The sequence below is a fragment of the Arthrobacter sp. ZGTC412 genome, from assembly GCF_002929215.1.
Lineage (GTDB): Bacteria > Actinomycetota > Actinomycetes > Actinomycetales > Micrococcaceae > Arthrobacter.
In genome coordinates, this window is record NZ_PJII01000022.1 from 1 (window position 1) to 20,335 (window position 20,335).

Annotated in this window: 19 protein-coding genes and 1 tRNA gene; 10 read left to right on the top strand and 10 right to left on the bottom strand. The window is 64.2% G+C overall.

Going from position 1 to position 20,335, the window contains the following annotated elements:
* Window positions 1-382 precede the first annotated feature (382 nt).
* From CXQ88_RS18660 to CXQ88_RS18670, 3 genes are read left to right on the top strand one after another with little or no spacing between them, the layout of a single operon-like run.
* The gene (locus CXQ88_RS18660; protein ID WP_104045628.1) at window positions 383-1,951 is read left to right on the top strand and encodes an NCS1 family nucleobase:cation symporter-1; all 1,569 of its coding nucleotides are present in this window, start codon (window positions 383-385) and stop codon (window positions 1,949-1,951) included.
* Between the two features lie 11 nt (window positions 1,952-1,962).
* Window positions 1,963-2,703 (top strand): aspartate/glutamate racemase family protein, encoded by a 741-nt coding sequence (locus CXQ88_RS18665; protein WP_104045629.1) that lies wholly within the window; start codon window positions 1,963-1,965, stop codon window positions 2,701-2,703.
* Window positions 2,704-2,752: 49 nt separating this feature from the next.
* Entirely contained in the window at window positions 2,753-3,514 is a 762-nt protein-coding gene (locus CXQ88_RS18670) for an SDR family oxidoreductase (protein ID WP_104045630.1), read from the top strand.
* Window positions 3,515-3,521: 7 nt separating this feature from the next.
* Here CXQ88_RS18670 and CXQ88_RS18675 read toward each other — a convergent pair whose 3' ends face one another.
* Window positions 3,522-3,899, bottom strand: coding sequence for a sterol carrier family protein (locus CXQ88_RS18675; protein WP_104045631.1), 378 nt, complete (start codon window positions 3,897-3,899; stop codon window positions 3,522-3,524).
* 133 nt (window positions 3,900-4,032) lie between these two features.
* Between CXQ88_RS18675 and CXQ88_RS18680 the strand changes: the two genes are divergently transcribed.
* Window positions 4,033-4,404: a VOC family protein gene (locus tag CXQ88_RS18680; protein ID WP_104045632.1), complete on the top strand. Its 372-nt coding sequence runs from the start codon at window positions 4,033-4,035 to the stop codon at window positions 4,402-4,404.
* Window positions 4,405-4,440: 36 nt separating this feature from the next.
* Here the strand turns inward: CXQ88_RS18680 and CXQ88_RS18685 are convergent, their stop codons facing one another.
* On the bottom strand, window positions 4,441-5,457 hold the full coding sequence (locus tag CXQ88_RS18685; protein ID WP_104045633.1) for an asparaginase: 1,017 nt from the start codon (window positions 5,455-5,457) through the stop codon (window positions 4,441-4,443).
* Between the two features lie 36 nt (window positions 5,458-5,493).
* Window positions 5,494-7,062 (bottom strand): molybdopterin-dependent oxidoreductase, encoded by a 1,569-nt coding sequence (locus CXQ88_RS18690; protein ID WP_104045680.1) that lies wholly within the window; start codon window positions 7,060-7,062, stop codon window positions 5,494-5,496.
* Window positions 7,063-7,155: 93 nt separating this feature from the next.
* On the opposite strand from CXQ88_RS18690, the gene purD reads away from it, so the two are divergent.
* Both purD and CXQ88_RS18700 read left to right on the top strand, forming a co-directional pair.
* Window positions 7,156-8,472 (top strand): phosphoribosylamine--glycine ligase, encoded by a 1,317-nt coding sequence (purD, locus tag CXQ88_RS18695; protein WP_104045681.1) that lies wholly within the window; start codon window positions 7,156-7,158, stop codon window positions 8,470-8,472.
* Between the two features lies 1 nt (window position 8,473).
* Window positions 8,474-9,412: a phosphoribosylaminoimidazolesuccinocarboxamide synthase gene (locus CXQ88_RS18700; RefSeq protein WP_104045634.1), complete on the top strand. Its 939-nt coding sequence runs from the start codon at window positions 8,474-8,476 to the stop codon at window positions 9,410-9,412.
* A gap of 55 nt (window positions 9,413-9,467) precedes the next feature.
* Here CXQ88_RS18700 and CXQ88_RS18705 read toward each other — a convergent pair whose 3' ends face one another.
* A complete protein-coding gene (locus CXQ88_RS18705) occupies window positions 9,468-10,742 on the bottom strand; it encodes a helix-turn-helix domain-containing protein (RefSeq protein ID WP_104045635.1) in 1,275 nt (424 codons plus the stop codon).
* Window positions 10,743-10,870: 128 nt separating this feature from the next.
* Between CXQ88_RS18705 and CXQ88_RS18710 the strand changes: the two genes are divergently transcribed.
* The gene (locus CXQ88_RS18710) at window positions 10,871-11,089 is read left to right on the top strand and encodes a hypothetical protein (RefSeq protein ID WP_104045636.1); all 219 of its coding nucleotides are present in this window, start codon (window positions 10,871-10,873) and stop codon (window positions 11,087-11,089) included.
* A gap of 133 nt (window positions 11,090-11,222) precedes the next feature.
* Here the strand turns inward: CXQ88_RS18710 and CXQ88_RS18715 are convergent.
* The 5 genes from CXQ88_RS18715 to CXQ88_RS18735 all read right to left on the bottom strand — a co-directional run bounded on the left by CXQ88_RS18715 (window position 11,223) and on the right by CXQ88_RS18735 (window position 18,435).
* A tRNA-Pro gene (locus tag CXQ88_RS18715) sits at window positions 11,223-11,299 on the bottom strand.
* Between the two features lie 75 nt (window positions 11,300-11,374).
* A complete protein-coding gene (locus CXQ88_RS18720) occupies window positions 11,375-13,201 on the bottom strand; it encodes an ABC transporter ATP-binding protein (protein WP_104045637.1) in 1,827 nt (608 codons plus the stop codon).
* The gene (locus CXQ88_RS18725) at window positions 13,198-15,015 is read right to left on the bottom strand and encodes an ABC transporter ATP-binding protein (RefSeq protein ID WP_104045638.1); all 1,818 of its coding nucleotides are present in this window, start codon (window positions 15,013-15,015) and stop codon (window positions 13,198-13,200) included. The genes CXQ88_RS18720 and CXQ88_RS18725 overlap by 4 nt, the downstream gene beginning before the upstream one ends.
* Before the next feature lie 146 nt (window positions 15,016-15,161).
* The gene (locus CXQ88_RS18730; protein WP_104045639.1) at window positions 15,162-16,109 is read right to left on the bottom strand and encodes a metallophosphoesterase; all 948 of its coding nucleotides are present in this window, start codon (window positions 16,107-16,109) and stop codon (window positions 15,162-15,164) included.
* Window positions 16,110-16,113: 4 nt separating this feature from the next.
* Window positions 16,114-18,435, bottom strand: a complete 2,322-nt coding sequence (locus CXQ88_RS18735) for a transglycosylase domain-containing protein (RefSeq protein ID WP_104045682.1) — start codon at window positions 18,433-18,435, stop codon at window positions 16,114-16,116.
* A 37-nt stretch (window positions 18,436-18,472) separates the two neighbouring features.
* Here CXQ88_RS18735 and CXQ88_RS18740 point away from each other — a divergent pair, with 37 nt between their 5' ends.
* From CXQ88_RS18740 to CXQ88_RS18750, 3 genes are read left to right on the top strand one after another with little or no spacing between them, the layout of a single operon-like run.
* On the top strand, window positions 18,473-18,628 hold the full coding sequence (locus CXQ88_RS18740) for a DUF4177 domain-containing protein (protein ID WP_003797879.1): 156 nt from the start codon (window positions 18,473-18,475) through the stop codon (window positions 18,626-18,628).
* Between the two features lies 1 nt (window position 18,629).
* Complete coding sequence (locus CXQ88_RS18745; protein WP_104045640.1) at window positions 18,630-19,163, top strand: RidA family protein; 534 nt, start codon at window positions 18,630-18,632, stop codon at window positions 19,161-19,163.
* A 15-nt stretch (window positions 19,164-19,178) separates the two neighbouring features.
* Window positions 19,179-20,090, top strand: coding sequence for an NUDIX hydrolase (locus tag CXQ88_RS18750; RefSeq protein WP_104045641.1), 912 nt, complete (start codon window positions 19,179-19,181; stop codon window positions 20,088-20,090).
* Here the strand turns inward: CXQ88_RS18750 and CXQ88_RS18755 are convergent.
* Window positions 20,087-20,275 carry a hypothetical protein gene (locus tag CXQ88_RS18755; RefSeq protein WP_104045642.1) on the bottom strand — a complete coding sequence of 63 codons (189 nt, stop codon included), beginning with the start codon at window positions 20,273-20,275 and terminating at the stop codon, window positions 20,087-20,089. The genes CXQ88_RS18750 and CXQ88_RS18755 overlap by 4 nt on opposite strands.
* Window positions 20,276-20,335: the final 60 nt, after the last annotated feature.

The following is a 20,335-nucleotide window of genomic DNA, read 5'->3' on the forward strand; positions in this document are numbered from 1 at the left end:
CTTCCGGATCACGATCAGGCAGCTGGTTAGTCAACCCGCTGAGGATATGGGAGGTATCTTCTCCTGCAGCCACGTCCGCCTCTTTTCATCGTTGAATACTGGCTTCATGTTTTCGCATTGCGAGAAAACATTATTGCTTTATGAGATTAGCCAGCGGTTATTGCTCCGGTCAAACGAGCATGCCCGCGGGTACAGAGGCATGAAAATAGGAGGCCTGCCAACCGATTGTGACCGTCCACGCTAGTACGGCACCTTGACCCAAGGTGATCCACGTCATAACCTGTTTTCACCATTCAATATCTTGTTTTCGCAATGTGGAATAACAGGAACCGGTCCTCGACCGCGGGCTCACCACGCGAAACCCCTAGAACTGGAGATCCCTATGCAAACTCCTCCACCGGCGGGCGTTGACATGGCTCCTGACCTGACAGCGCCGTCAGATTCTTCCACCCACGCCGCCGTCGGCGTCGAAGCTCTCTGCGAATCAGCAAGCGCAGCATCAGGCCAGGCCATCAGCCCCACCCTTTACAACGCAGACCTTGCCCCCACCAAGCGCGCCGGCCGCAGCTGGTCCGGCTACAGCATTTTTACCCTCTGGGCCAACGACGTACACAGCCTCGGCAACTACGCCTTCGCCATCGGCCTGTTCGCACTGGGCCTCGGCGGCTGGCAAATCCTGCTGGCCCTGGGCATTGGCGCGGCTTTGCTCTTCGGCCTCCTGAACCTCTCCGGCTTTATGGGCGTCAAGACGGGCGTCCCCTTCCCGGTGATGAGCAGGATCAGTTTCGGGATCAGGGGAGCCCAGATCGCCAGCCTCCTGCGCGGTGCCGTCGCCGTTGCCTGGTTTGGCATCCAGACCTACCTTGCCTCCGTGGTGTTCCGCGTGATGCTCGTGGCGATGTTCCCGTCCCTCGGCGAACTGGACAAGGACTCCATCCTCGGTTTGTCCACGCTGGGCTGGATCGCCTTCGTCATTCTCTGGGTGGTCCAGCTGGTGATCGTCAGCTTCGGCATGGAGATGATCCGCAAGTACGAGGCGTTCGCCGGCCCGGTGATCCTGGCTACCATGGCAGCGATCGCCGTATGGATCTTCGTCGAAGCGGGAGGCGCCATCGCCTGGTCCTCGGACAACGCTCTCGAAGGACCCGAAATGTGGCTCACCATCTTCGCCGGCGGTGCCCTCTGGGTCTCCATCTACGGCACTTTTGTCCTGAACTTCTGCGACTTCACCCGCTCCGCCGTCTCCAAGAAGGCCATAGTCCGGGGCAACTTCTGGGGCATCCCCATAAACATGCTTGTCTTCGGCGCCATCGTCGTGGTTATGGCCGGCGGCCAGTTCAAGATCAACGGCACCATCATCGAAAGCCCCTCGGACATCGTCCAGACTATTCCCAACACGGTCTTCCTGATCCTGGCCTGCCTTGCCCTGCTGATCCTGACCATAGCTGTCAACCTGATGGCCAATTTCGTGGCCCCCGTCTATGCGCTAACCAACCTGTTCCCGAAACACCTGAACTTCCGCAAGGCAGCCATCGTCAGCGCGGTCATCGGACTGGTCATCCTGCCTTGGAACCTCTATAACAATCCATTGGTCATTGTCTACTTCCTGGGCGGCCTCGGCGCCCTGCTCGGCCCGCTGTTCGGTGTCGTGATGGCTGACTACTGGCTGATCCGCCGCGGGAAGGTCAATGTCCCCGAGCTCTACACAACTTCTCCGGCAGGTGCCTACCACTACAAAAATGGAGTGAACCCCAGGGCGATCATCGCACTGGTTCCAGCCGCCGCCGTAGCACTCCTCATAGCCTTCGTACCGGCCCTGGCTGCGGCAGCGCCGTTCGCCTGGTTCTTCGCGGCCGGGATCGCGGCAGTGGTGTACTTCTTCATCGCCGACCGCTCCCAACGACTTGAAGATCGCGACGGCGAATCTATCGCCATGGCCAGCACCCACTAAGGAGTCCCAAAATGCGCATACTCGTAGCGAACGTCAACACCACCGAGTCCATGACCCGCTCCATCGCCGCCCAGGCGCGCAGCATCGCCGCTCCGGGCACGGACATCGTCGGCATAACGCCTCGGTTCGGCGCCAATTCCTGCGAAGGGAACTTCGAAAGCTACCTGGCGGCCATCGCCGTCATGGACGCCGTTACCCGGTACCCCGAACCGTTCGACGCCGTCGTCCAGGCAGGCTACGGCGAGCACGGCCGAGAAGGGCTGCAGGAGCTGCTGGACGTTCCCGTTGTGGACATCACCGAGGCGGCGGCCAGCACGGCCATGTTCCTGGGCCACAAGTATTCGGTAGTCACCACCCTGGACCGGACCGTCCCGCTCATCGAGGACCGGCTCAAGCTTGCCGGCCTTGACGCCCGGTGCGCCTCGGTCCGCGCCAGCGGCATGGCCGTACTGGAACTTGAGGAAGAGCCCGGGCGCGCGGTGGAGGCCATCATCAATCAGGCGATGCTAGCGGTAAGCCAGGACAAGGCCGAGGTGATTGTGCTGGGTTGCGGCGGCATGGCTGGCCTCGACGAGCAGATCCGGCAGCGTGCAGGAGTGCCCGTGGTGGACGGTGTTGCGTCTGCCGTCGCCATCGCCGAATCCCTGGTCCGCATGCGCCTGTCCACATCCAAGGTCCGGACTTACGCTGCGCCGCGGCCCAAAACCGTCATAGGCTGGCCGCTGAACACCGCCGTGCCGGCTTCGCTTTAGCAGGCAGCCCTTCAGGCGCGGCGAAGGTATCGGCACACAGGAGAAGAGTTTGAACCATTCCCAGCGCCCGGCACGGGTGGCCGTGGTCACCGGAGCGGGTTCCGGCATCGGCCGGGCAGTGGCCCGGCTCCTCCTGGCCGATGGCTTCGCCGTTGCCCTCGCCGGGCGGCGGGCGGCACAGCTTGTGGAGACGGCGGGCGGGCATCCGCACGCGCTTCCGGTCACCTGTGACGTCACCCGGCCCGACGACGTCGAGCGTCTTTTCGAGGCCGCCCGCCAGCGTTGGGGCCGGGTGGACCTGCTGTTCAACAACGCCGGGGTGTTCGGGCCGGCGGCAAGCGTGGACGAGATCTCGCTGGCCGATTGGGACGCCACCGTCGCAGTGAACCTCACCGGCTCCATGCTGTGTGCTGCGGCCGCCGTCCGGGCCATGAAGGCGCAGGATCCACAGGGTGGGCGGATCATCAACAACGGTTCCATTTCCGCGCACTCTCCCCGGCCCCGGACGGTGGCCTACGCCGTCACGAAGCACGCCCTGACCGGGCTGACCAAAAGCATCGAGCTGGACGGGCGGGGCTTCGGGATCACCTGCGGGCAGATCGACATCGGCAACACGGCCACGGAGATCATGGACACCATCGGCGTCGGGGCGGGCGCGCTCCAGGCCGACGGCAGCCGCCGGGTTGAACCTACGTTTCCCGTGGAGGACGCAGCCCGCGCGGTGCTGATGATGGCGAACATGCCGGCCTCGGCAAGCGTTGGGTCAGTGGTGATCACCGCCGCGGGCATGCCGTTCATCGGCCGCGGCTGAGCAGCAGTTACAGCGGCAGTAACGCCGAGAGATCCGCGCGCAGGCCCGAAGCGGCCACCCTGCCGGCAGCGACCGCCTCCGCCCAGCTCAACTGGCCGGTCACCATCGCAAGCCAGGTGGCGGCGTCGCACTCAATCACGTTGGGCGGGGTACCACGCGTATGGCGCGGCCCCTCCACGCACTGCGTGACGCCGAAGGGCGGCACGCGCACCTCCACCGAATTGCCCGGAGCCCGCGCCGTTACTTCCTCCAGCGTGTACCTCACTGCGGTTGCCAGAAGGGCCCGCGGAACAGGAACGTCCGACGATGGCCCGGCAGCTTTCCGCCACGCCGCCACCGCCGCGGCGCCTTCTTCAACGTCGATACGACGGCGGGCTACAGGCATGTTTCCGGCTTCCTTCAGGTGGGGATGCAGTGGCAAAGGCAATCAGGGTACCCCGGACCGTGGTTGAGACGGAATCGGAGTGGGCCCCGGGTACCATCGGTACCAACATCGTCAGAACAGAATGGAGCTACCCGTGCAGCTCGGCGCTTTCTCGGTCAGCCTCAACGTCAAGGACATCGAGGCATCAACAGAGTTCTACGAAAAACTGGGGTTCGAACGGTTTGCGGGAGACATCTCCCAGAACTGGCTGATCCTGAGAAACGGCCAGGCCGTCGTCGGGCTCTTCCAAGGAGTGCTGGAGCGGAATGCCCTGACCTTCAATCCGGGCTGGGGCCAGGACGCGCAGCCGCTTGACGCGTTTACGGATGTGCGGGAACTCCAGCGGACTCTTCAGGGCCAGGGCATCCAGTTCCTCGCGGAAGCAGACGAAGGAACCACCGGGCCGGGGAGCTTCATTGTGGTGGACCCGGACGGCAATCCGGTGATTGTGGACCAGCACGTCTGACTCCGGCGTCGCGCCACCCCCTGGGAAGGCCAGCCCTTAGTCCAAGAGCGCCGACACTGCCGGGCCCAGCCGGATCTGCCCCACGGGGCGGCCGCCGCCCAGCACCGGCTCCACCACTTTCTCCAGGACGCTCGCAACCCCCGGGATCTCCACGGCGCCGGCCGCAGCGAGAAGGGTCAGGGCGACCAGCGAGGTGGCCCGGACATTCCCGTCCAGTATTTTGACGGCCACGGAAACGCCCTGCTGCGTTGCCATGGCGAGGACGCCTTCGGCGCCAACCTTGGCGATGACCTCCAGCTCGTCCATCACCAGGGTGTTGGCTTCACCGCGGCCCTGTACCGCCCACGGATAGTCGAGCATAGACGTTGCGATGGTGGCGGCGCGGGCGCTGAAACTCTGGTCACCGGGCGCCTTGGCCAGCTGGGAGAAGCCCCGCGCCAAGCCTTTGAGCGAAACCGCGGCCACGGGCGCACCGCAGCCGTCGATTCCCAGATGCGCGATCTTTTCGCCCGTGTACTCCTCGATGACCGTGCGGACCCGTTGCTGCAGCGGGTGGTTGGGCTCCAAATAGCTGTGGGTATCCCAGCCGTTTTCCGTGCACGCCCACAGGAAGGCAGCGTGCTTGCCGGAACAGTTGAACGCGAGCCTGGACTTGCCGTGCTCGGAACGCACCAGCCAGTTGCGGGCCGTTTCATCCTGCGGCCAGGCCTCCGGGCACTGCAGCTGGTCCTCGCCGACACCGGCCGCCTTGAGCATGCCTGACACCACGTCCATATGGTCCAGCGAGCCCACGTGGCTTGCACAGGCCAGGGCCACCTGTGCGCCCCGGAGCGGAACCCCGGACTGCATCGAAGCCAGTGCCTGGAACGGCTTAAGGGCTGACCTGGCGAAAATGGGTGTGTTGATGTCGCCAAGCTCTGTGACCACAGTCCCGTCCGCTGCCAGCAGCACGGCCGAACCGATGTGCCGGGACTCCACAAAGCCACTGCGCTCGATCACGGCCAATTCGACGGCGGAGTCCACGGTGAAGGTGGCGTGCGGATTATGCGGCATGGTGCCAGTCTAGGGGCCAGCATCCCGGATGCCCGGCTACTCCACGGTGACCATGACCGACTGCCAGCCGGAGGCGCCGTCGGGAACGGGATCGGCCCGCTGCTCAGTCTGCACCTCGCCGGACCCGTCGGTGGCACGCACTTTTATGTAGTGCGGCCCGGGCGTGGCGTCCCATTGATAGGACCACTGGCGCCACGTAACCAGGGACGCCTCGGTGGACAGCTCCGCCTCCACCCAGTCGGCGTCGTCGATCTGGATCTCCACCTTGGTGATGCCGCGGGTCTGTGCCCAGGCGGTTCCGCCCACGGCAACCGTCCCGGCGGGGACTTTTGCAAAGGACTTGGGGACGTCCACGCGCGCCATCGTCTTGATGGGTCCGCGCTCGGACCATCCACGCTCGGTCCAGTAGGCCTTGCTGTCGGCAAACCGGGTCACTTCGAGGTCCACCACCCACTTGGTCGCGGAAACAAATCCGTACAGTCCCGGAACCACCATCCGCACCGGGTAGCCGTGCTCGAGGGGGAGCGGCTCGTCGTTCATGCCGATGGCCAGGATCGCGTCCCGGTCATCCTGCAGGACCTCCAGCGGGGTGGACGCACTGAAGCCGTCGACGGAGGTTGAGAGCACCATGTCCGCCCCGTCCGTCGGCTTTGCCCGCTCCAACACCTCGCGAATGGGCAGGCCCAGCCATTTGGCGTTGCCGGCAAGATTGCCGCCCACTGGATTGGAGACACAGGTGAGCGTGACGTGCGATTCGATCAGGTCGGCGTCGAGCAGGTCCTGGAACGTGAGCCGGACCTCCTCCTCCACCAGCCCATGCACCCGCAGCTCCCACTCATCCGCGTTGATTTCCGGGACGCTGAGGGCCGTGTCAATGCGGTAGAACTCACCGTTGGGCGTCACCCACGGCGCGACGCCCGGCACCGGCGACTGCACGCCGGCTGGAACGGCAGCAGCGGCCTTTACCGGCACGGGAAGCTGCACGGCATCCCGCGCCTTGGCGATGTTGCTGCGGGCGGCACTCAGGAGGCGGCCACCCGTGGCGGCGATGCCGGCAGCGGCTGCGGTGATTCCGGTGGCGGCGAAGAAGCGACGGCGGCTGGCACCCGGAGTGTCCGCGGCGGCGCCGGCGGGCGCATCGGGCAAACCCTTGGCCTTCCACAGAGGGGCAATCAGGAACCGCAGGGCGGCCAGGCCCGCGAGCGTGCCCAGCAGCGACGGTATGGCGTCCGCCGGCCCTACGCCTGCCCGGGTCACCACGCTGGCCACGATCACCGCCCCCATGAACAGGACGCCCAGAACCCCCAGCCCCCAGCGCCGGTACGCCACCACGCCCAGCACGCAGGCCAGGCCGGCAATGGTCAGGCCCATGCCCACGAAGAGTGCGGCTTTGTCATTGGTGCCGAACGTCGCGATCGCGAAGTCCTTCAGCCAGGACGGCGTGAAGTCGATGAACGTGGATCCCAATGCGATCACGGGTGTGGCGCGGGCCGTGAAAAACGCTCCAACCAGCTCAGCCACGGCAAGGACGACGGCGGCAGCCACCACGCCTGCCAGTGCGGCCATGGCGGTGGGACCCTTGAGCCAATTCCAAAGCTTTTTCATGACATAGGTTCGGAGCGGAGCGGGCAGGGGATTGTTTTCCGGGGCTGACACAGCTTAGGACCGGGCAGGGTGTACAAAGTACCCTTGGAGACTGTGAAGGTACTCGTCATCGGCCCCGGAGGCCGCGAACACGCCATTGTCCGCTCCCTGCTCGCCGACCCCAACGTGTCCGAGGTCCATGCAGCTCCCGGCAATGCCGGCATCAGCAAGCTGGTCCCCACCCACAAGATCAACGGCAATGATCCCGACGCCGTCGCCGCCTTGGCCACCAAGCTCGCTGTGGACCTCGTGGTAGTTGGCCCCGAGGCGCCGCTGGCCGCAGGTGTTTCCGACGCCGTCCGCGATGCCGGGATTCCGGTATTCGGCCCCAGCAAGGCCGCCGCGCAGCTCGAGGCCTCCAAGGCATTCGCCAAGGAAATCATGGCCGAGGCCGGTGTACCCACGGCCATGGCGATGGTCGCCACCAACGCCGGCGAAGCCGCTTCAGCACTTGACACCTTCGGCGCACCCTACGTGGTCAAGGACGACGGGCTCGCTGCCGGCAAGGGTGTGGTGGTCACCAAGAACCGCGACGAAGCCCTTGCACATGCTCAGTCCTGCTTCGACGCAGGCGGCTCCGTGGTGATCGAGGAGTTCCTGGACGGTCCCGAGGTCTCCCTCTTTGTCCTCTGCGACGGGCACAACACCGTGGCGCTGTCACCGGCCCAGGACTTCAAGCGGATCTTCGACAACGACGAAGGACCCAACACCGGCGGAATGGGCGCCTACACCCCCTTGGAATGGGCCCCCGAAGGCCTGGTCCAGGAGGTCATCGAGCGCGTTGCACAGCCCACGGTCAACGAGATGGCCAGCCGTGGCACCCCGTTCGTGGGCGTGCTGTTTGTGGGGCTCGCGCTGACCTCGCGGGGCACCCGCGTCATTGAATTCAACGTCCGTTTCGGCGACCCGGAAACCCAGGCCGTGCTGGCCCGGCTCAAGACGCCGCTCGGTGCCCTGCTGCTCACAGCCGCCAAGGGCGAACTGGACAAGGCAGAAGAGCTGCGCTGGGCGAAGGACACTGCCGTCGCCGTCGTCGTCGCGTCCGAAAACTATCCTGACAGCCCGCGCACCGGTGACCGGATCCGCGGGCTGAAGAAGGTGGAGGAGCTGGAAGGCGTGCACGTGATTCACGCAGGCACCTCCCTTGACGAAGACGGCAAGGTGGTTTCCGCCGGCGGGCGCGTGCTTGCGGTGGTCGCGCTGGGCAGCGACCTGGTGGAGGCGCGGGAAAGAGCGTACGACGGCGTGGAGCTGGTTCAGCTTGAAGGCTCACAGTTCCGCACGGACATCGGCCGCAAGGCCGCCCGGGGCGAGATCCGGGTATCGTCAGCGGCTACCGGATCACTGCCCGTAACGAAGGGGAAGGTTTAACATGACCGAGAACTCCGCAGCACGCGGTTTTGCTGCCACCGCGCTGGACCTGCCGGGCTGGACACACGTCTACTCCGGTAAAGTCCGTGACCTTTATGAACCGGCCGACGATTCCATCCGGCGGCGGCTGGGCCGGGACTGCGTGCTGGTGGTGGCCAGTGACCGCATCAGTGCCTTCGACCACGTCCTTACCAGCGAGATTCCGGACAAGGGGCGCATCCTCACGCAGCTGAGCCTGTGGTGGTTCGACCAGCTGAACGTGGAGCACCACGTGCTGGCTTCCACTGTGGAGGACGGTGTGCCGGCGGCTGTCGAGGGCCGTGCCATGATTTGCAAGAAGCTGGAAATGTTCCCGGTGGAGTGCATCGCCCGCGGCTACCTCACGGGCTCAGGCCTGCTGGAGTACAAGGCCTCAGGAACTGTGTGCAGCATCCCGCTGCCGGAGGGCCTGGTGGACGGTTCGCGGCTGGAGCAGGCCATCTTCACGCCGTCGGCGAAGGCTGCAGTGGGCGAGCATGACGAGAACATCACCTATGACGCCGTGGTGGCGATGGTGGGCGACGATATCGCCGGCAAGCTGAGCTTGCTCACCCTGGAGATCTACACCAAGGCCGAGGAAATCGCCCGCGAACGCGGAATCATCCTTGCCGACACCAAGGTGGAGTTCGGCTACGACGCCGACTCTGGCTCCATCACCTTGGGCGATGAGGTCCTGACACCGGATTCCTCACGGTTCTGGGACGCCGCCACCTACCAGCCGGGACAGGCGCAGCCCTCGTATGACAAGCAGTACGTCCGGGACTGGCTGACATCGGCTGAATCCGGCTGGGACAGGGCTTCCGATACCCCTCCGCCCGCGCTGCCTGCAGAAGTTGTCGACCGGACACGCAGCCGTTATGTCGACGCCTACGAGAAACTGACCGGAAAAACGTTCGCGTAAACCGCTTTGCAAGTTCGGACTCGGCCCGCCCCTCGCATACGTCGGCTGACTTCGGTCAGCTTGCCTTCGCGTCTTTAGCCGCGGCATCTGTCCGTTGTTGGGCGAGCCGGATCTCCAGCATCGCGTCCAATGCCTGTTGGATGAGATCCTGGGCTCCGGCGGAGCTGAAGGCCTTCTGTGCTTCCTGAAGGAAAATCAGGGCTTCGTCGGCTTCGCCCGCGGCCTTGAGCGATTTGCCGAGCAGCAATGAAACCTCCCCGGCGGTGTGCTTGGCGAGAGCGTCCCGCTGTGCGTGGACCTCGCGGAGCTTCTGAATTGCGGCAACAATGTCACCGGTCAGGTAAAGCCAGCGGGCGCGGATGAATGCGACTTCCAGCTCGTCGCTTTTCATTTCGTAAACTATCGAAAACGCGAGCTCGGCTCGCTCGATCGAGGCGAGCGTCTCGGGCTCCACAATGCCGGCCTGTAGCCGCACGGCCGCAGACGCTTTGTTGAACCGTGCCCACATCTCAATGTCATTGGCCGGGGAAAGCAGCCTGGCCGCCCGTTCGTGTTCCTTGACTCCCTCTGCGTAGTCATGCCGCATGAAGGCAACATTTCCCACCACCCATGCCACTTCACCGGCAAGCTGGGGCATTGTCTTTTCGTCCACCTGCGTGATGAGGACTCGGCAGTGGGTCCATGCCTCGTCCAGTCGGCCACTCTCTGCCAAGGCCCCGATGAGGACCCGCAAAGCGCCCGTAATGATGGTGGAACTTGGCGGCAGCTGCTCCGCCAGCTTCATCGCTTCCATTGCTTGGTCCACGGCGGCAGAAAGCTGACCCTGCCGCTGCAAAACAGCCGCAAGCATTTGACGGGCGCGCACACCCAGTCCCACGGACTCCCTCGCCATCGGATGTTCCAGCAGGCGTTCCGTAATCTGCTGGCATTCCGCCAAATCACCGTGGCGCAACAGGCATTCAGCTTGCATGTAAGTCATATTCCACCACGCGCTGGTGTTCTTACCCTCGAGAGCAATTTTGGCGGCAGTTGCAGCATGGCTGGCAGCCAGGGGGTAATCGCGCAGATCCCACGCTTGCCGGGCGTACAGACCTGCCAGTACGTATTCCGCGTCGCTGAGTGAGATTGGCTGGCTCCAGGCTTCCAGTGCTTTGGGCGCCAGTTCAAGTCTCCTGGCCAGTTCCTCAATCACTTCAGCCGTGGGTTCCCGTCGGCCGGTTTCGAGCAGTGAAATGTAGCTGGGCGAATACAGGTCCTTGCCCAGTTCGGCCTGCGTCATCCCACGTTCGAGCCGCTCCGCCCGGAGCTTCTCCCCGAATCCGTTGCCCATGGGATCTCCTTTCATTCGGACGGCCTGGAACTGGTGCTTGACAGTCCCTGTGCAAAACATTTTACAATGAGTGTCAACAAGGACAGTGCTGGCTTTGTGACGAATCCGACTCGTATAGAGGAACTAATATGTTGAAGAAGATTGCAGCGGCCGCGGTTCTTGCGGGTGCCTTGGCGTTTTCCGCTGCGGCCCCGGCCGTACTGGCGGCCGGTTCCCCTGCGGACAACGCCGGCATCTCTGCAGGTAGCGGCAACTGGCCGAACCCTATGACAGAGAAAGGGAAAAAGGCCAAGGGCACGGAAACTCCGTACACCCCGTACAGCGGCAACTGGCCTAACCCGATGTAGTAGCTTCCTCAACAAGGAGGCGAGGGAAGCCCCGGGGCATCTGCTTCGGGGCTTTCCCTTTCCCGGGAAGACGCAGGTCCGGTGGCCTGGAACGCCAAAAAGAGGGCCTCCGTATGGAGACCCTCTTTTTGTTTGGTCGGGATGACAGGATTTGAACCTGCGACCTCTTCGTCCCGAACGAAGCGCGCTACCAAGCTGCGCTACATCCCGATCCGCTGCAAAAGCAACTTTACAAGAATAGCCGATGCGGGCCCTCGATGCGAAATCCGCAGCAGTCGCGGCCGGTCAGACCAGGGAGTCCTTCCAGGCGCCGTGCAGGTCCGCGAAGCGTCCGCCGCCCCCGATCAGTTCTGCGGGCGATCCATCCTCAACAATGCGGCCGTTGTGGACTACCAGCACGCGGTCTGCCGTCTCCACCGTGGACAGCCTGTGGGCGATGATCAGCGCAGTCCTCCTGGCAGCGTCGGTGCCCGCCAGGAGCCGGGCCAGGCCGGCCTGCACCAGCCTCTCTGAAGGAATATCAAGCGAGGACGTTGCCTCGTCCAGGATCAGCACGGCCGGGCGGGCAAGGAAGGCCCTCGCAAAACTGATCAGCTGGCGCTGGCCGGAGGACACCCGGCCGCCGCGCTTATTGACATCTGTGTCATAGCCCTCCGGGAGTTCAAGGATGAATTCATGTGCTCCTACGGCCTTGGCTGCTTCCTCGATTTCGGCCCGGGAAGCCTCGGGCCGGCCCAGGGCGATGTTGTCAGCGACGGAACCGCTGAACAGGAAAGCCTCCTGCGTCACCATCACGATGTTCCGCCGCAGGTCCGTTGTGCTCAGGTTCCGGAGGTCCACGCCATCAAGAGTGAGGGAGCCTGAGGAGACATCGTAGAAGCGGGCGATCAACTTGGCCAGGGTGGACTTTCCCGCACCCGTCTGGCCTACCAGTGCAACGGTCTGGCCCGCCGGGATGTGCAGGTTCAGCGTGGGGACGATCACCGGCCCGTCGCCGTAGCGGAATTCCACGTCCTCGAAGTCGATCGCCCCGTTGGCGTTCTTCAATGCGACAGGATTTTTGGGTGGCCGAACCGTCGGTACTTCTTCCAACAGCCCTGACACCTTTTCCAGCGCCGCCTGCGCACTCTGGAAGGAGTTGTAGAACATCGCCATCTGGTCCACCGGCTGGAAGAACCTTTTTGTGGAGAGGATGAGCGCCAGCAGCACTCCCACCGCAAGATCGCCGGTGAGGACGCGGAAACCACCGAAGAGCAGGACCACGGCCACACAGACGTTGCCGATCAGCACCAGTCCCGGCTGGAAGATGCCGTTGAGGTTGATGGAGCGGACGGTGACCAACCGGTAGTCCTCCGCGAGTTTTCCGTACCGTTCGGCATTCTCCCGTTCCTTGCGGAAGGCCTTCACTGCCCGGATGCCGGTCATGGTCTCCACAAAGTGCACAATCAGCCGGGCAGACACCACCCGGGATTCGCGGAAGGCGATCTGGGAATGCTTTTGGTACCAGCGGGCCAGGAAGTACATCGGCACTCCTGCGGCCAGCACCAGCAGGCCGCTGCGCCAGTCCAGGGCGAACACGGTAATCGCGGTGAAGATCATGAACAGCATTCCGGACGCCAGCGAGCTGACTCCGGAATCCAGGAGTTCGCGGAGAGCCTCCAAGTCCGAAGTCTGCCGTGCAATGATCCGGCCGGAAGTGTACTTCTCGTGGAACTCAAGGCTTAGCCGCTGAGTGTGCCGGAAAACCTTAAGGCGCAGGTCCAGCAGCATCGCCTGGCTCAACTTCGCCGTGGACGTGACGTACAGGGCGGTGAGTCCCGCCGTCGCAATTGCCGCGAGCAGATAGGCGACGCCGGTGAGCACCAGGGGCAGGTTGTCCCCGGACTGCAGGGCGGGCAGGGCGTGGTCGATGCCAAAGGCGATGAGCGCCGGGCCGGCCACCCGCGCCGCCTGGGAGAGGACCACTGTGGCTATCGTCAGCCAGAACCGCAGCCGCACGGGCCGGATGAGGGAGCGCAGCAGTGCCAGCGACCGCCGTCGTACGGCTCTGCTCTCACTCCTGCTCAGGTGGGCGTTGTCTTCGTTGGCGGTGCCAAAGGTTGCCGTGCTCATCGGGTCACTTCCTCCGCTTGGATGCCGGCGTCTTCGAGCTCCGACAGCTCGGAGTCCAGGTCCCGTGGTTCCTGGTCAAGGCTGGCGATGACGTAGCGGTAGTGGTGGTTTCCCGCCAGCAGTTCTGTGTGGGTCCCGACGGCGGTGATGCGGCCGTCCTCCAGCAGAGCCACCCGGTCCGCCAACGCCACTGTGGACGGCCGGTGGGCAACGATCAGAGTGGTGGTGTCCTTCAGCACCGCCCGGAGCCGCGTCTCCACGAGTTCCTCGGTGTGGACGTCCAGGGCGGACAGCGGATCGTCGAGCACCAACACGAGCGGGCGTGCGGCGATGGCGCGGGCGAGGGCGATGCGCTGCCGCTGACCGCCGGACAGGCTTAGGCCCTCCTCGCCGATGAGGGTGTCCACGCCTTCGGGCAGGGAGTAGGCGAAGTGCGCCTGGGCCACGTCCAACGCCTCCTCAAGGACCGCATCATTGCGTACCGGGGCGCCGAGGAGGACGTTGTCACGGACGGAATTGGAGAACAGGGTAGTGTCCTCGAACGCCACTCCCACGATGCGGCGGAGTTCTTCCACGTCGAAGTCCCGCAGGTCCACGCCGTCGATGGTGATGGAGCCGGCGGTGACGTCGTAGAGGCGGGGCACGAGCTGGATCATGGCGCTCTTGCCGCTTCCGGTGATGCCCACCAGGGCCATCGTTTCGCCGGGCAGGAGGTCGAGGTTGATCTCCTTCAGGATCGGCTTGTCCGGAGCGTCCTCGAAGGCGAACGTGGCGTTGTTGAAGCGGAGCGCACCGGCGAGCCGGCTGGGCATCCGGGGTTCAGGGGGACTGGCGATGCTGTTGGCCGTGTCCATCACCTCGAAGTGACGGTCGACGGCGGTCTTGGCGGTGAGTGCCATGGCCAGCAGCATGCCGGAGAACTCAACGGGGGAGGCGATGACGGCGGCAGTGGCAAAGAAGGCCACCAGCGCACCGATGCTCAACTGGCCGCTCGCGCACAGCATCACACCCACCACGAGTCCCGCGCCAAGGGCGAGTTCCGGCAACAAGGTGACCACCATCGTGAAGGCCGCCTGCTGGCGCGCCTTATCGATCTCCGTCTGGCGCAGTTCTTCGGCTTGTTCCTCGAAGTTTTCGAGGGCTTCCCGGCTGCGGCCAAAGGCTTTGAGCACGCGGATGCCGTGGACCGACTCCTCAACGGTGGTGGCAAGGTCGCCGGCCTGGTCCTGGCTGCGGCGGGCCACCCGGCTGAAGCGGGTCCGGAACCTAAAGCTGTAGGCCATGATGGGCACGGCAGCGGCCAGGAAGATGAGGGCCAGTTGCCAGCTCATGGCGAACATGATCCCGATGCCTATGATGACCGTCAGGGTGGTCACCACCAACATGATGGCGCCGAAGGCCATCCAGCGGCGCAGGAAGTTCAGGTCCGTCATGGCGCGGGAGAGAAGTTGGCCGGAACCCCAACGGTCGTGGAACGAGACCGTCAGGTCCTGCAGGTGGTCATACAGCGAAACGCGCATCTGGGTCTCAACGGAGGTGGCGGGATTGATGACGAACTGCCGGCGAAGGGCCACCAGCCCGGCCTCCGCCACACCCAGTACCAGGATGACGCCGGCCGGGATCCAGACGGCCTCTGCGGTGCCGCCCGGCTGAAGCGATTCGTTGATCAGGACCCGGAGAACCTGGGGGATGGCCAGGGCAACAACACTGGCCAGAAGTGCGCACAGGAGCCCCATGAGAAGCCGGGGGATGATCGGCCTGACATGGGGGTAGAGACGGCTGATGGATCGAAAAAATGAAGTCTGCTTGGCCATGCCCGCTTCTCAAGCTCTAAAACGAATGTAGTTTCCCGTAGCAACTACCCTATGCCATGGCGTGAGCCGATTGACAGGCATCTGTGCTGCAGTCAGAGCTTGGCGAGTTATTGCGAAGTGTAATGCCCCCGCACCTGTACAGGTGGTTAGTTGGGTGAGGTGAGGGTAAGCAGGACAGCTTCCGGCTTGCACGCGATGCGGACCGGGGCGAAGCGGGAAGTGCCGATGCCGCCGGAGACGTTGACCGGCGTCGTGCTTCCGTTGCTTTGCCAGTCGTTGAGCCCCTTGGCACGCCAGGCGGGGAGGTCGCAGTTGGACACCAGGGCGCCGTAACCGGGGAGGCATAACTGGCCGCCGTGCGTATGGCCGGCGAGCAGGAGGTCCGCACCGTCCTCCGTGAAGTGGTCAAGCACGCGCTGGTAAGGGGCGTGGATGACGGCGACTTTAAGGTGCGGAGTGGCGTTTTGGTTGATGGTGCCCCGGGGCCAGCCCGCGTAGCGTTCCCGGTTCAGGTGCGGATCGTCCACGCCGGAGAAGTCGAAACGGATGCCCTTCAGTACCACGGACTGGTGACGGTTGGTCAGGTCTACCCAGCCGCTCATGCCGAAGCCGGAACGCAGCCGCGGCCAGTCCAGCACCGTGGGTTTCGGTTTTGCCTTGGATGGTCCCCGCAGGTATGAAGCCGGGTTTTTCAGGCTGGGGGCGAAGTAGTCATTGGAGCCGGGGACGAAGACGCCGGGGAACTCCAGGAGGGGGCGGAGGGCCTGCAGGAGCGGGTCCACCGCTTTGGCGTGGCTAAGGTTGTCGCCTGTGTTGACCACCAGGTCGGGCTCAAGACCGGCAAGTGACTCCAGCCAAACAGCCTTCTTCTTCTGCCCGGGGACAAAGTGGATGTCGCTCAGGTGGAGGATGCGAAAGGGCGCCTGCCCGGGAGGAAGGATGTCCAGCGTCTCTTCGCGGAGTTCAAACTGGTTTTTTTCCCACAGGCCATAGCCAAAGGCGGCGATTCCGGCCGCAGCCCCGGCTCCTGCGGTGACGGCAAAGCCGCGCCCGATGGTTCGGGCGCGGCTGGCCGCTGCACCGATTGGGATCATCGGGCTAATCCTCATTGTTCCCGTTTCCGTTGCCGTTCCTGTTGCTGCTCGACCCGGGGGCGGGCTCAGGGGCTGCCGGGGCGGAGGGAGCCGTCCCCGGCTCCTGGGGCTCTTCGGGTGCGGCGGGATCGGTGCCGCGGTCGAATCCGCCGCCGCCGTACAACATCTCGCTTGGCGGCGCGGGGAAGGGCTCGGTACCGAACGAGGGAGCGACCCGCGACATGAAGTTGGAGAACATGGGCCCGGCGATCATGTAGCCGTCGATGCCCTGGTAAAACTTTCCGTTCACGGTGATGTTCTGGCCGGAACGGTCCTGGGCGCCCAGCGGGTCACCGAACCAGGCGGCTGTGGCCAGCCCGGTGGTGTGGCCAACAACCCAGGTGGATCCGTTGTTGTTGGACGTACCGGTCTTTGCACCGATCGGGAAGCTGGTCCGGGTGGAAATCCGGGGCTGGATCAACGAACCCGATCCCTGGTTGAGGACTTCCTGCAGGGCGTAGTTCACGCCGCGGGCGACCTCCGGCGTCACGGCGTCCCGGCAGCTGGTGGACTGTGCCGGCAGCTGGGCACCTGTCTGGTCCGTGACGGACGAGATGGCGATGGGCTCGCAGTACTTTCCGTCATTGGCGAACGTCGCGAAGGCACTGGCCATGGTGAGCGGGGCCGTCTGGGTGGAGCCCAGCAGGTTGGCCAGCGTGGACATGTTGACCTTAGGGTTCGGTTCGCCGTCAGCCGGAAGCCCGCCGTGGAGTCCGGTTGCGTCCACGATCTTCTGGATGCCGCAGAAGTCCAGCTGGGCTGCAGAAGCGAACGTGACGGTGTTGATCGAGTTGTACAGGCCTTCAAGCACGGACAGGGGCCGGTACCACTGGGGCTCAGCGTTCTGCAGGTCGTCCGCCGTGCCCAAATTCTGGTTTTTCTGTTCAGTGCTGTAGCCGCCGGTCACCTGGCCGCAGGAGTTCCGCCAGGGGAAGCCCAACGGGTAGACGCGCTGGGCTGCGTCGACCACAGTGTTCATGGACTTGCCCTCGTTGAGCCACTGGGCGAATGTAAACGGCTTCATGGTGGACCCGGGCTGTGCGCCACCCAGGCCGTTAAGGTCGTTGCCGTCCTTGTCCAGCTTGTCCACGTTGAAGTTCACCTGCGAGTCGAAGGAACCCTTGGCCGGCAGGAACCTCGTGTTCTGGGCCATCGAGACGATCTTGCCGCTGTTGGGCTGCACGGAAACCATGGCTGCGCCCCACTTGTCCGGGTTCGCGCCGGCCGAAGCGTTGACCTGCTCCTGAGCCACGGCCTGCGCGTTCCGGTCCAGTGTGGTTTTGATGGTCAGGCCGCCGCCGTAGATGAGGCGTTGCCGCTCTGCAAGTTCGGCGCCGTAGGCCGGGTTGTTCTCCAGAAGGTGGAGAACATAGTCGCAGAAGTACGGGGCAGAGGAAGCGTAGGCGCAGCCCTGCTTAGGCTGCGTCACCTTGGTTTTCACGGGAGTGGCGACGGCGGCGTCGTGCTCAGCCTGGGTGATTTTGCCCTGGCTCAGCATCAGGCTCAGCACCAGGTCGCGGCGCTGCTTGGCGTTCTCCGGATTGCTGATGGGGTCGAACGCCGACGGGCTGTTGACCAGGCCGGCCAGCAGCGCAGACTGTGGAAGGCTCAGGTTCTTGGCTGTGGTGCTGAAGAAGAAGCGGGAGGCGGCTTCGATGCCGTACGCGTCGCGGTTGAAGAAGACGATGTTCAGGTAGCCCTCAAGGATTTGCTCCTTGCTGAACTCTTTTTCCAGGGCGATGGCCAGCTTCATTTCGCGCAGCTTGTCGCCCACGCCCTTGTTCACGCCATTGAGCTTGATGTCCTCGTCCCTGCCCTCGGCGGCGAGATTGGAGTTGAGGACATTGTTCACGTACTGCTGGGTGATGGTGGAGGCACCCTGCCTGTTTCCGCGTGCGGTGCTGACCACTGCACGCAGGATACCCGTGGTGTCCACACCGCCGTGCTCATAAAAACGGCTGTCCTCGACGGCGATGACAGCTTCCTTCACGAAAGGCGAAATCTGGTTCAGGGCAACCTTGGTGCGGTTCTCCTTGTAGACGCTGGCGATCTCGCTGCCGTCCGCGGCCAGGATCCGGGTGGTCTGGTTGGGCGGATCTACCTTCAACTCCGCCGGAAGGGTGTCGAAGAACTCGATCGAACCACTGGCCGCACTGCCTGAAACGGCCGCCGCGGGGACCAGCAGGCCTGCTACCAGGACACCGCAAATAGCACTCACGCCAAGGAAGACTAGGATCTTTCCGAGGGTGGTGGCAGTGTCGAATAATGGGTTCTTACGAGGAGCCATGTTTTCCACTTTACCGGCAAGGACTAGTCTTTCTCTCATGACCAAATGGGAGTACGCCACGATTCCGCTCATTATTCACGCCACAAAGCAGATCCTGGACCAGTGGGGAGATGACGGCTGGGAGCTCGTCCAGGTAGTCCCCGGACCGGACGGAAACGGTCTGGTTGCCTACCTGAAGAGGGAGAAGCAGTAGCATGAGTGCTTCTGCAGAAGCCCACTCCGGCACTTCGGCTGCACCGATCTCGGCTGTTGAACAGCGGCTCGCCGAGTTGGGAATCACACTTCCTGAGGTTACCGCACCGGTAGCCGCTTACGTTCCGGCAGTGATCTCCGGCAACCACGTGTACACCTCGGGCCAGTTGCCCTTCGTCAGCGGCAAGCTTGAAGCCACGGGCAAGGTTTCCGCCGGAACCGGAGGCTTTGCGGACGAACCCACCGTTTCGCCTGAGGACGCACAGCGGTTCGCCGCAATCTGTGCCGTCAACGCCCTGGCGGCGGTTAAGAGCGTCATCGGGGATCTGGACCGCATCACCCGCATCGTCAAAGTTGTGGGATTCGTCTCTTCCGACCCCTCTTTCACCGGACAGCCGGGCGTCATCAACGGTGCGTCGGAGCTGCTGGGCCGCGTCCTGGGTGATGCAGGCCAGCACGCGCGTTCCGCCGTCGGCGTTTCCGTGCTGCCGCTCGACTCTCCCGTAGAGGTCGAACTGATCGCAGAATTCAGCTAGGACCGGTCGCTTCCTTTGCCTCAGCTCGCCCGACGCCTGTTTGCACTCCCTCAGGACCTTGAAGGGGCAGCGCAGAGCTGGCTCGAACACGGCGAACGGACCCCGCGGGCCGCGCGCCTCGCTTCATCCGTTGTCCTGCTGCGTGATTCCCCCACCGGCCTGGAAACGTGGCTGGGTTACCGGCCCGGCTCCTCGCCGCTGGGGGTCCTCGCGTTCCCCGGCGGTTCCCTGGACGCTGCCGACGACGACCCCGTCGGCTGGCTGGGCCCCTCACCACAGCATTGGGCTGAGCAGATGGGGACGGACGACGTCGGGCTGGCGCGGCGCCACGTGCTGGGCGCCATCCGAGAACTCTTCGAGGAAACCGGCGTACTGCTTGCCGGCGCCGATATGGCAAGCACAGTCGAGGCCACGTCCACGCCGGAGTACATGCGGGCCCGCCTTGCCGTGGCCGAGCAGGAAAAAACTTTTCCGGAGGTTCTCGCCAAGCGTGGGCTGTCCGTCCGGACCGACCTGCTGAAGTCCCTCGTGAACTGGCGCAGCCCGGACTTCGCGCACCGCAGGTTCGACACCCGCTACTTCGCCGCCACCGTGCCCCTGAACCAGCAGCCCACCCTGCTGGAAGGCAAAGGGGTGTGGGGCCGGTGGGTGAATGCGGCCAATGTCATCGCCGGACGTGACACCCCTGATCTCGGCGACGAGGTGGGCCAGGAAAACACCGTGGGCCGCACCCTCGGCGGGCTCCTGGTGCCCGGCTCCGAAATCATGCTGGAAAAGATGGCGGCTGCCAACGGCTGCATCGCCTATCTCAGCTACAAACGCAAGGCCCACGTGTACCAGCCGCAGCTTGTGGAAGAAGACGGAAAGCTGCTGCTCGAAGTCGAAGCCGCAAAGACCACCGCAGGGGATCCCCAGCGCGAACGCTAAATGCGGCGGAGCGTCGAGTATGGACGGCTGGGCAGGTTGCCAGCGGTCCACGGCCTGACGGGCGGCTCCAGCGGAATCTGCCCGCGGCCGTCCTTGATCACCAGGACCACCGTGCCCACAATCGCGGCAACTGACACCAGGCCCAACAGGATCAACACAACAGCCATAGCCACAGACATCGCCATGCACCTCTACGCCTAATTTTACCGCCCGCTCCTGCGGTTGAGCCCGCCACCCAGCCAGGA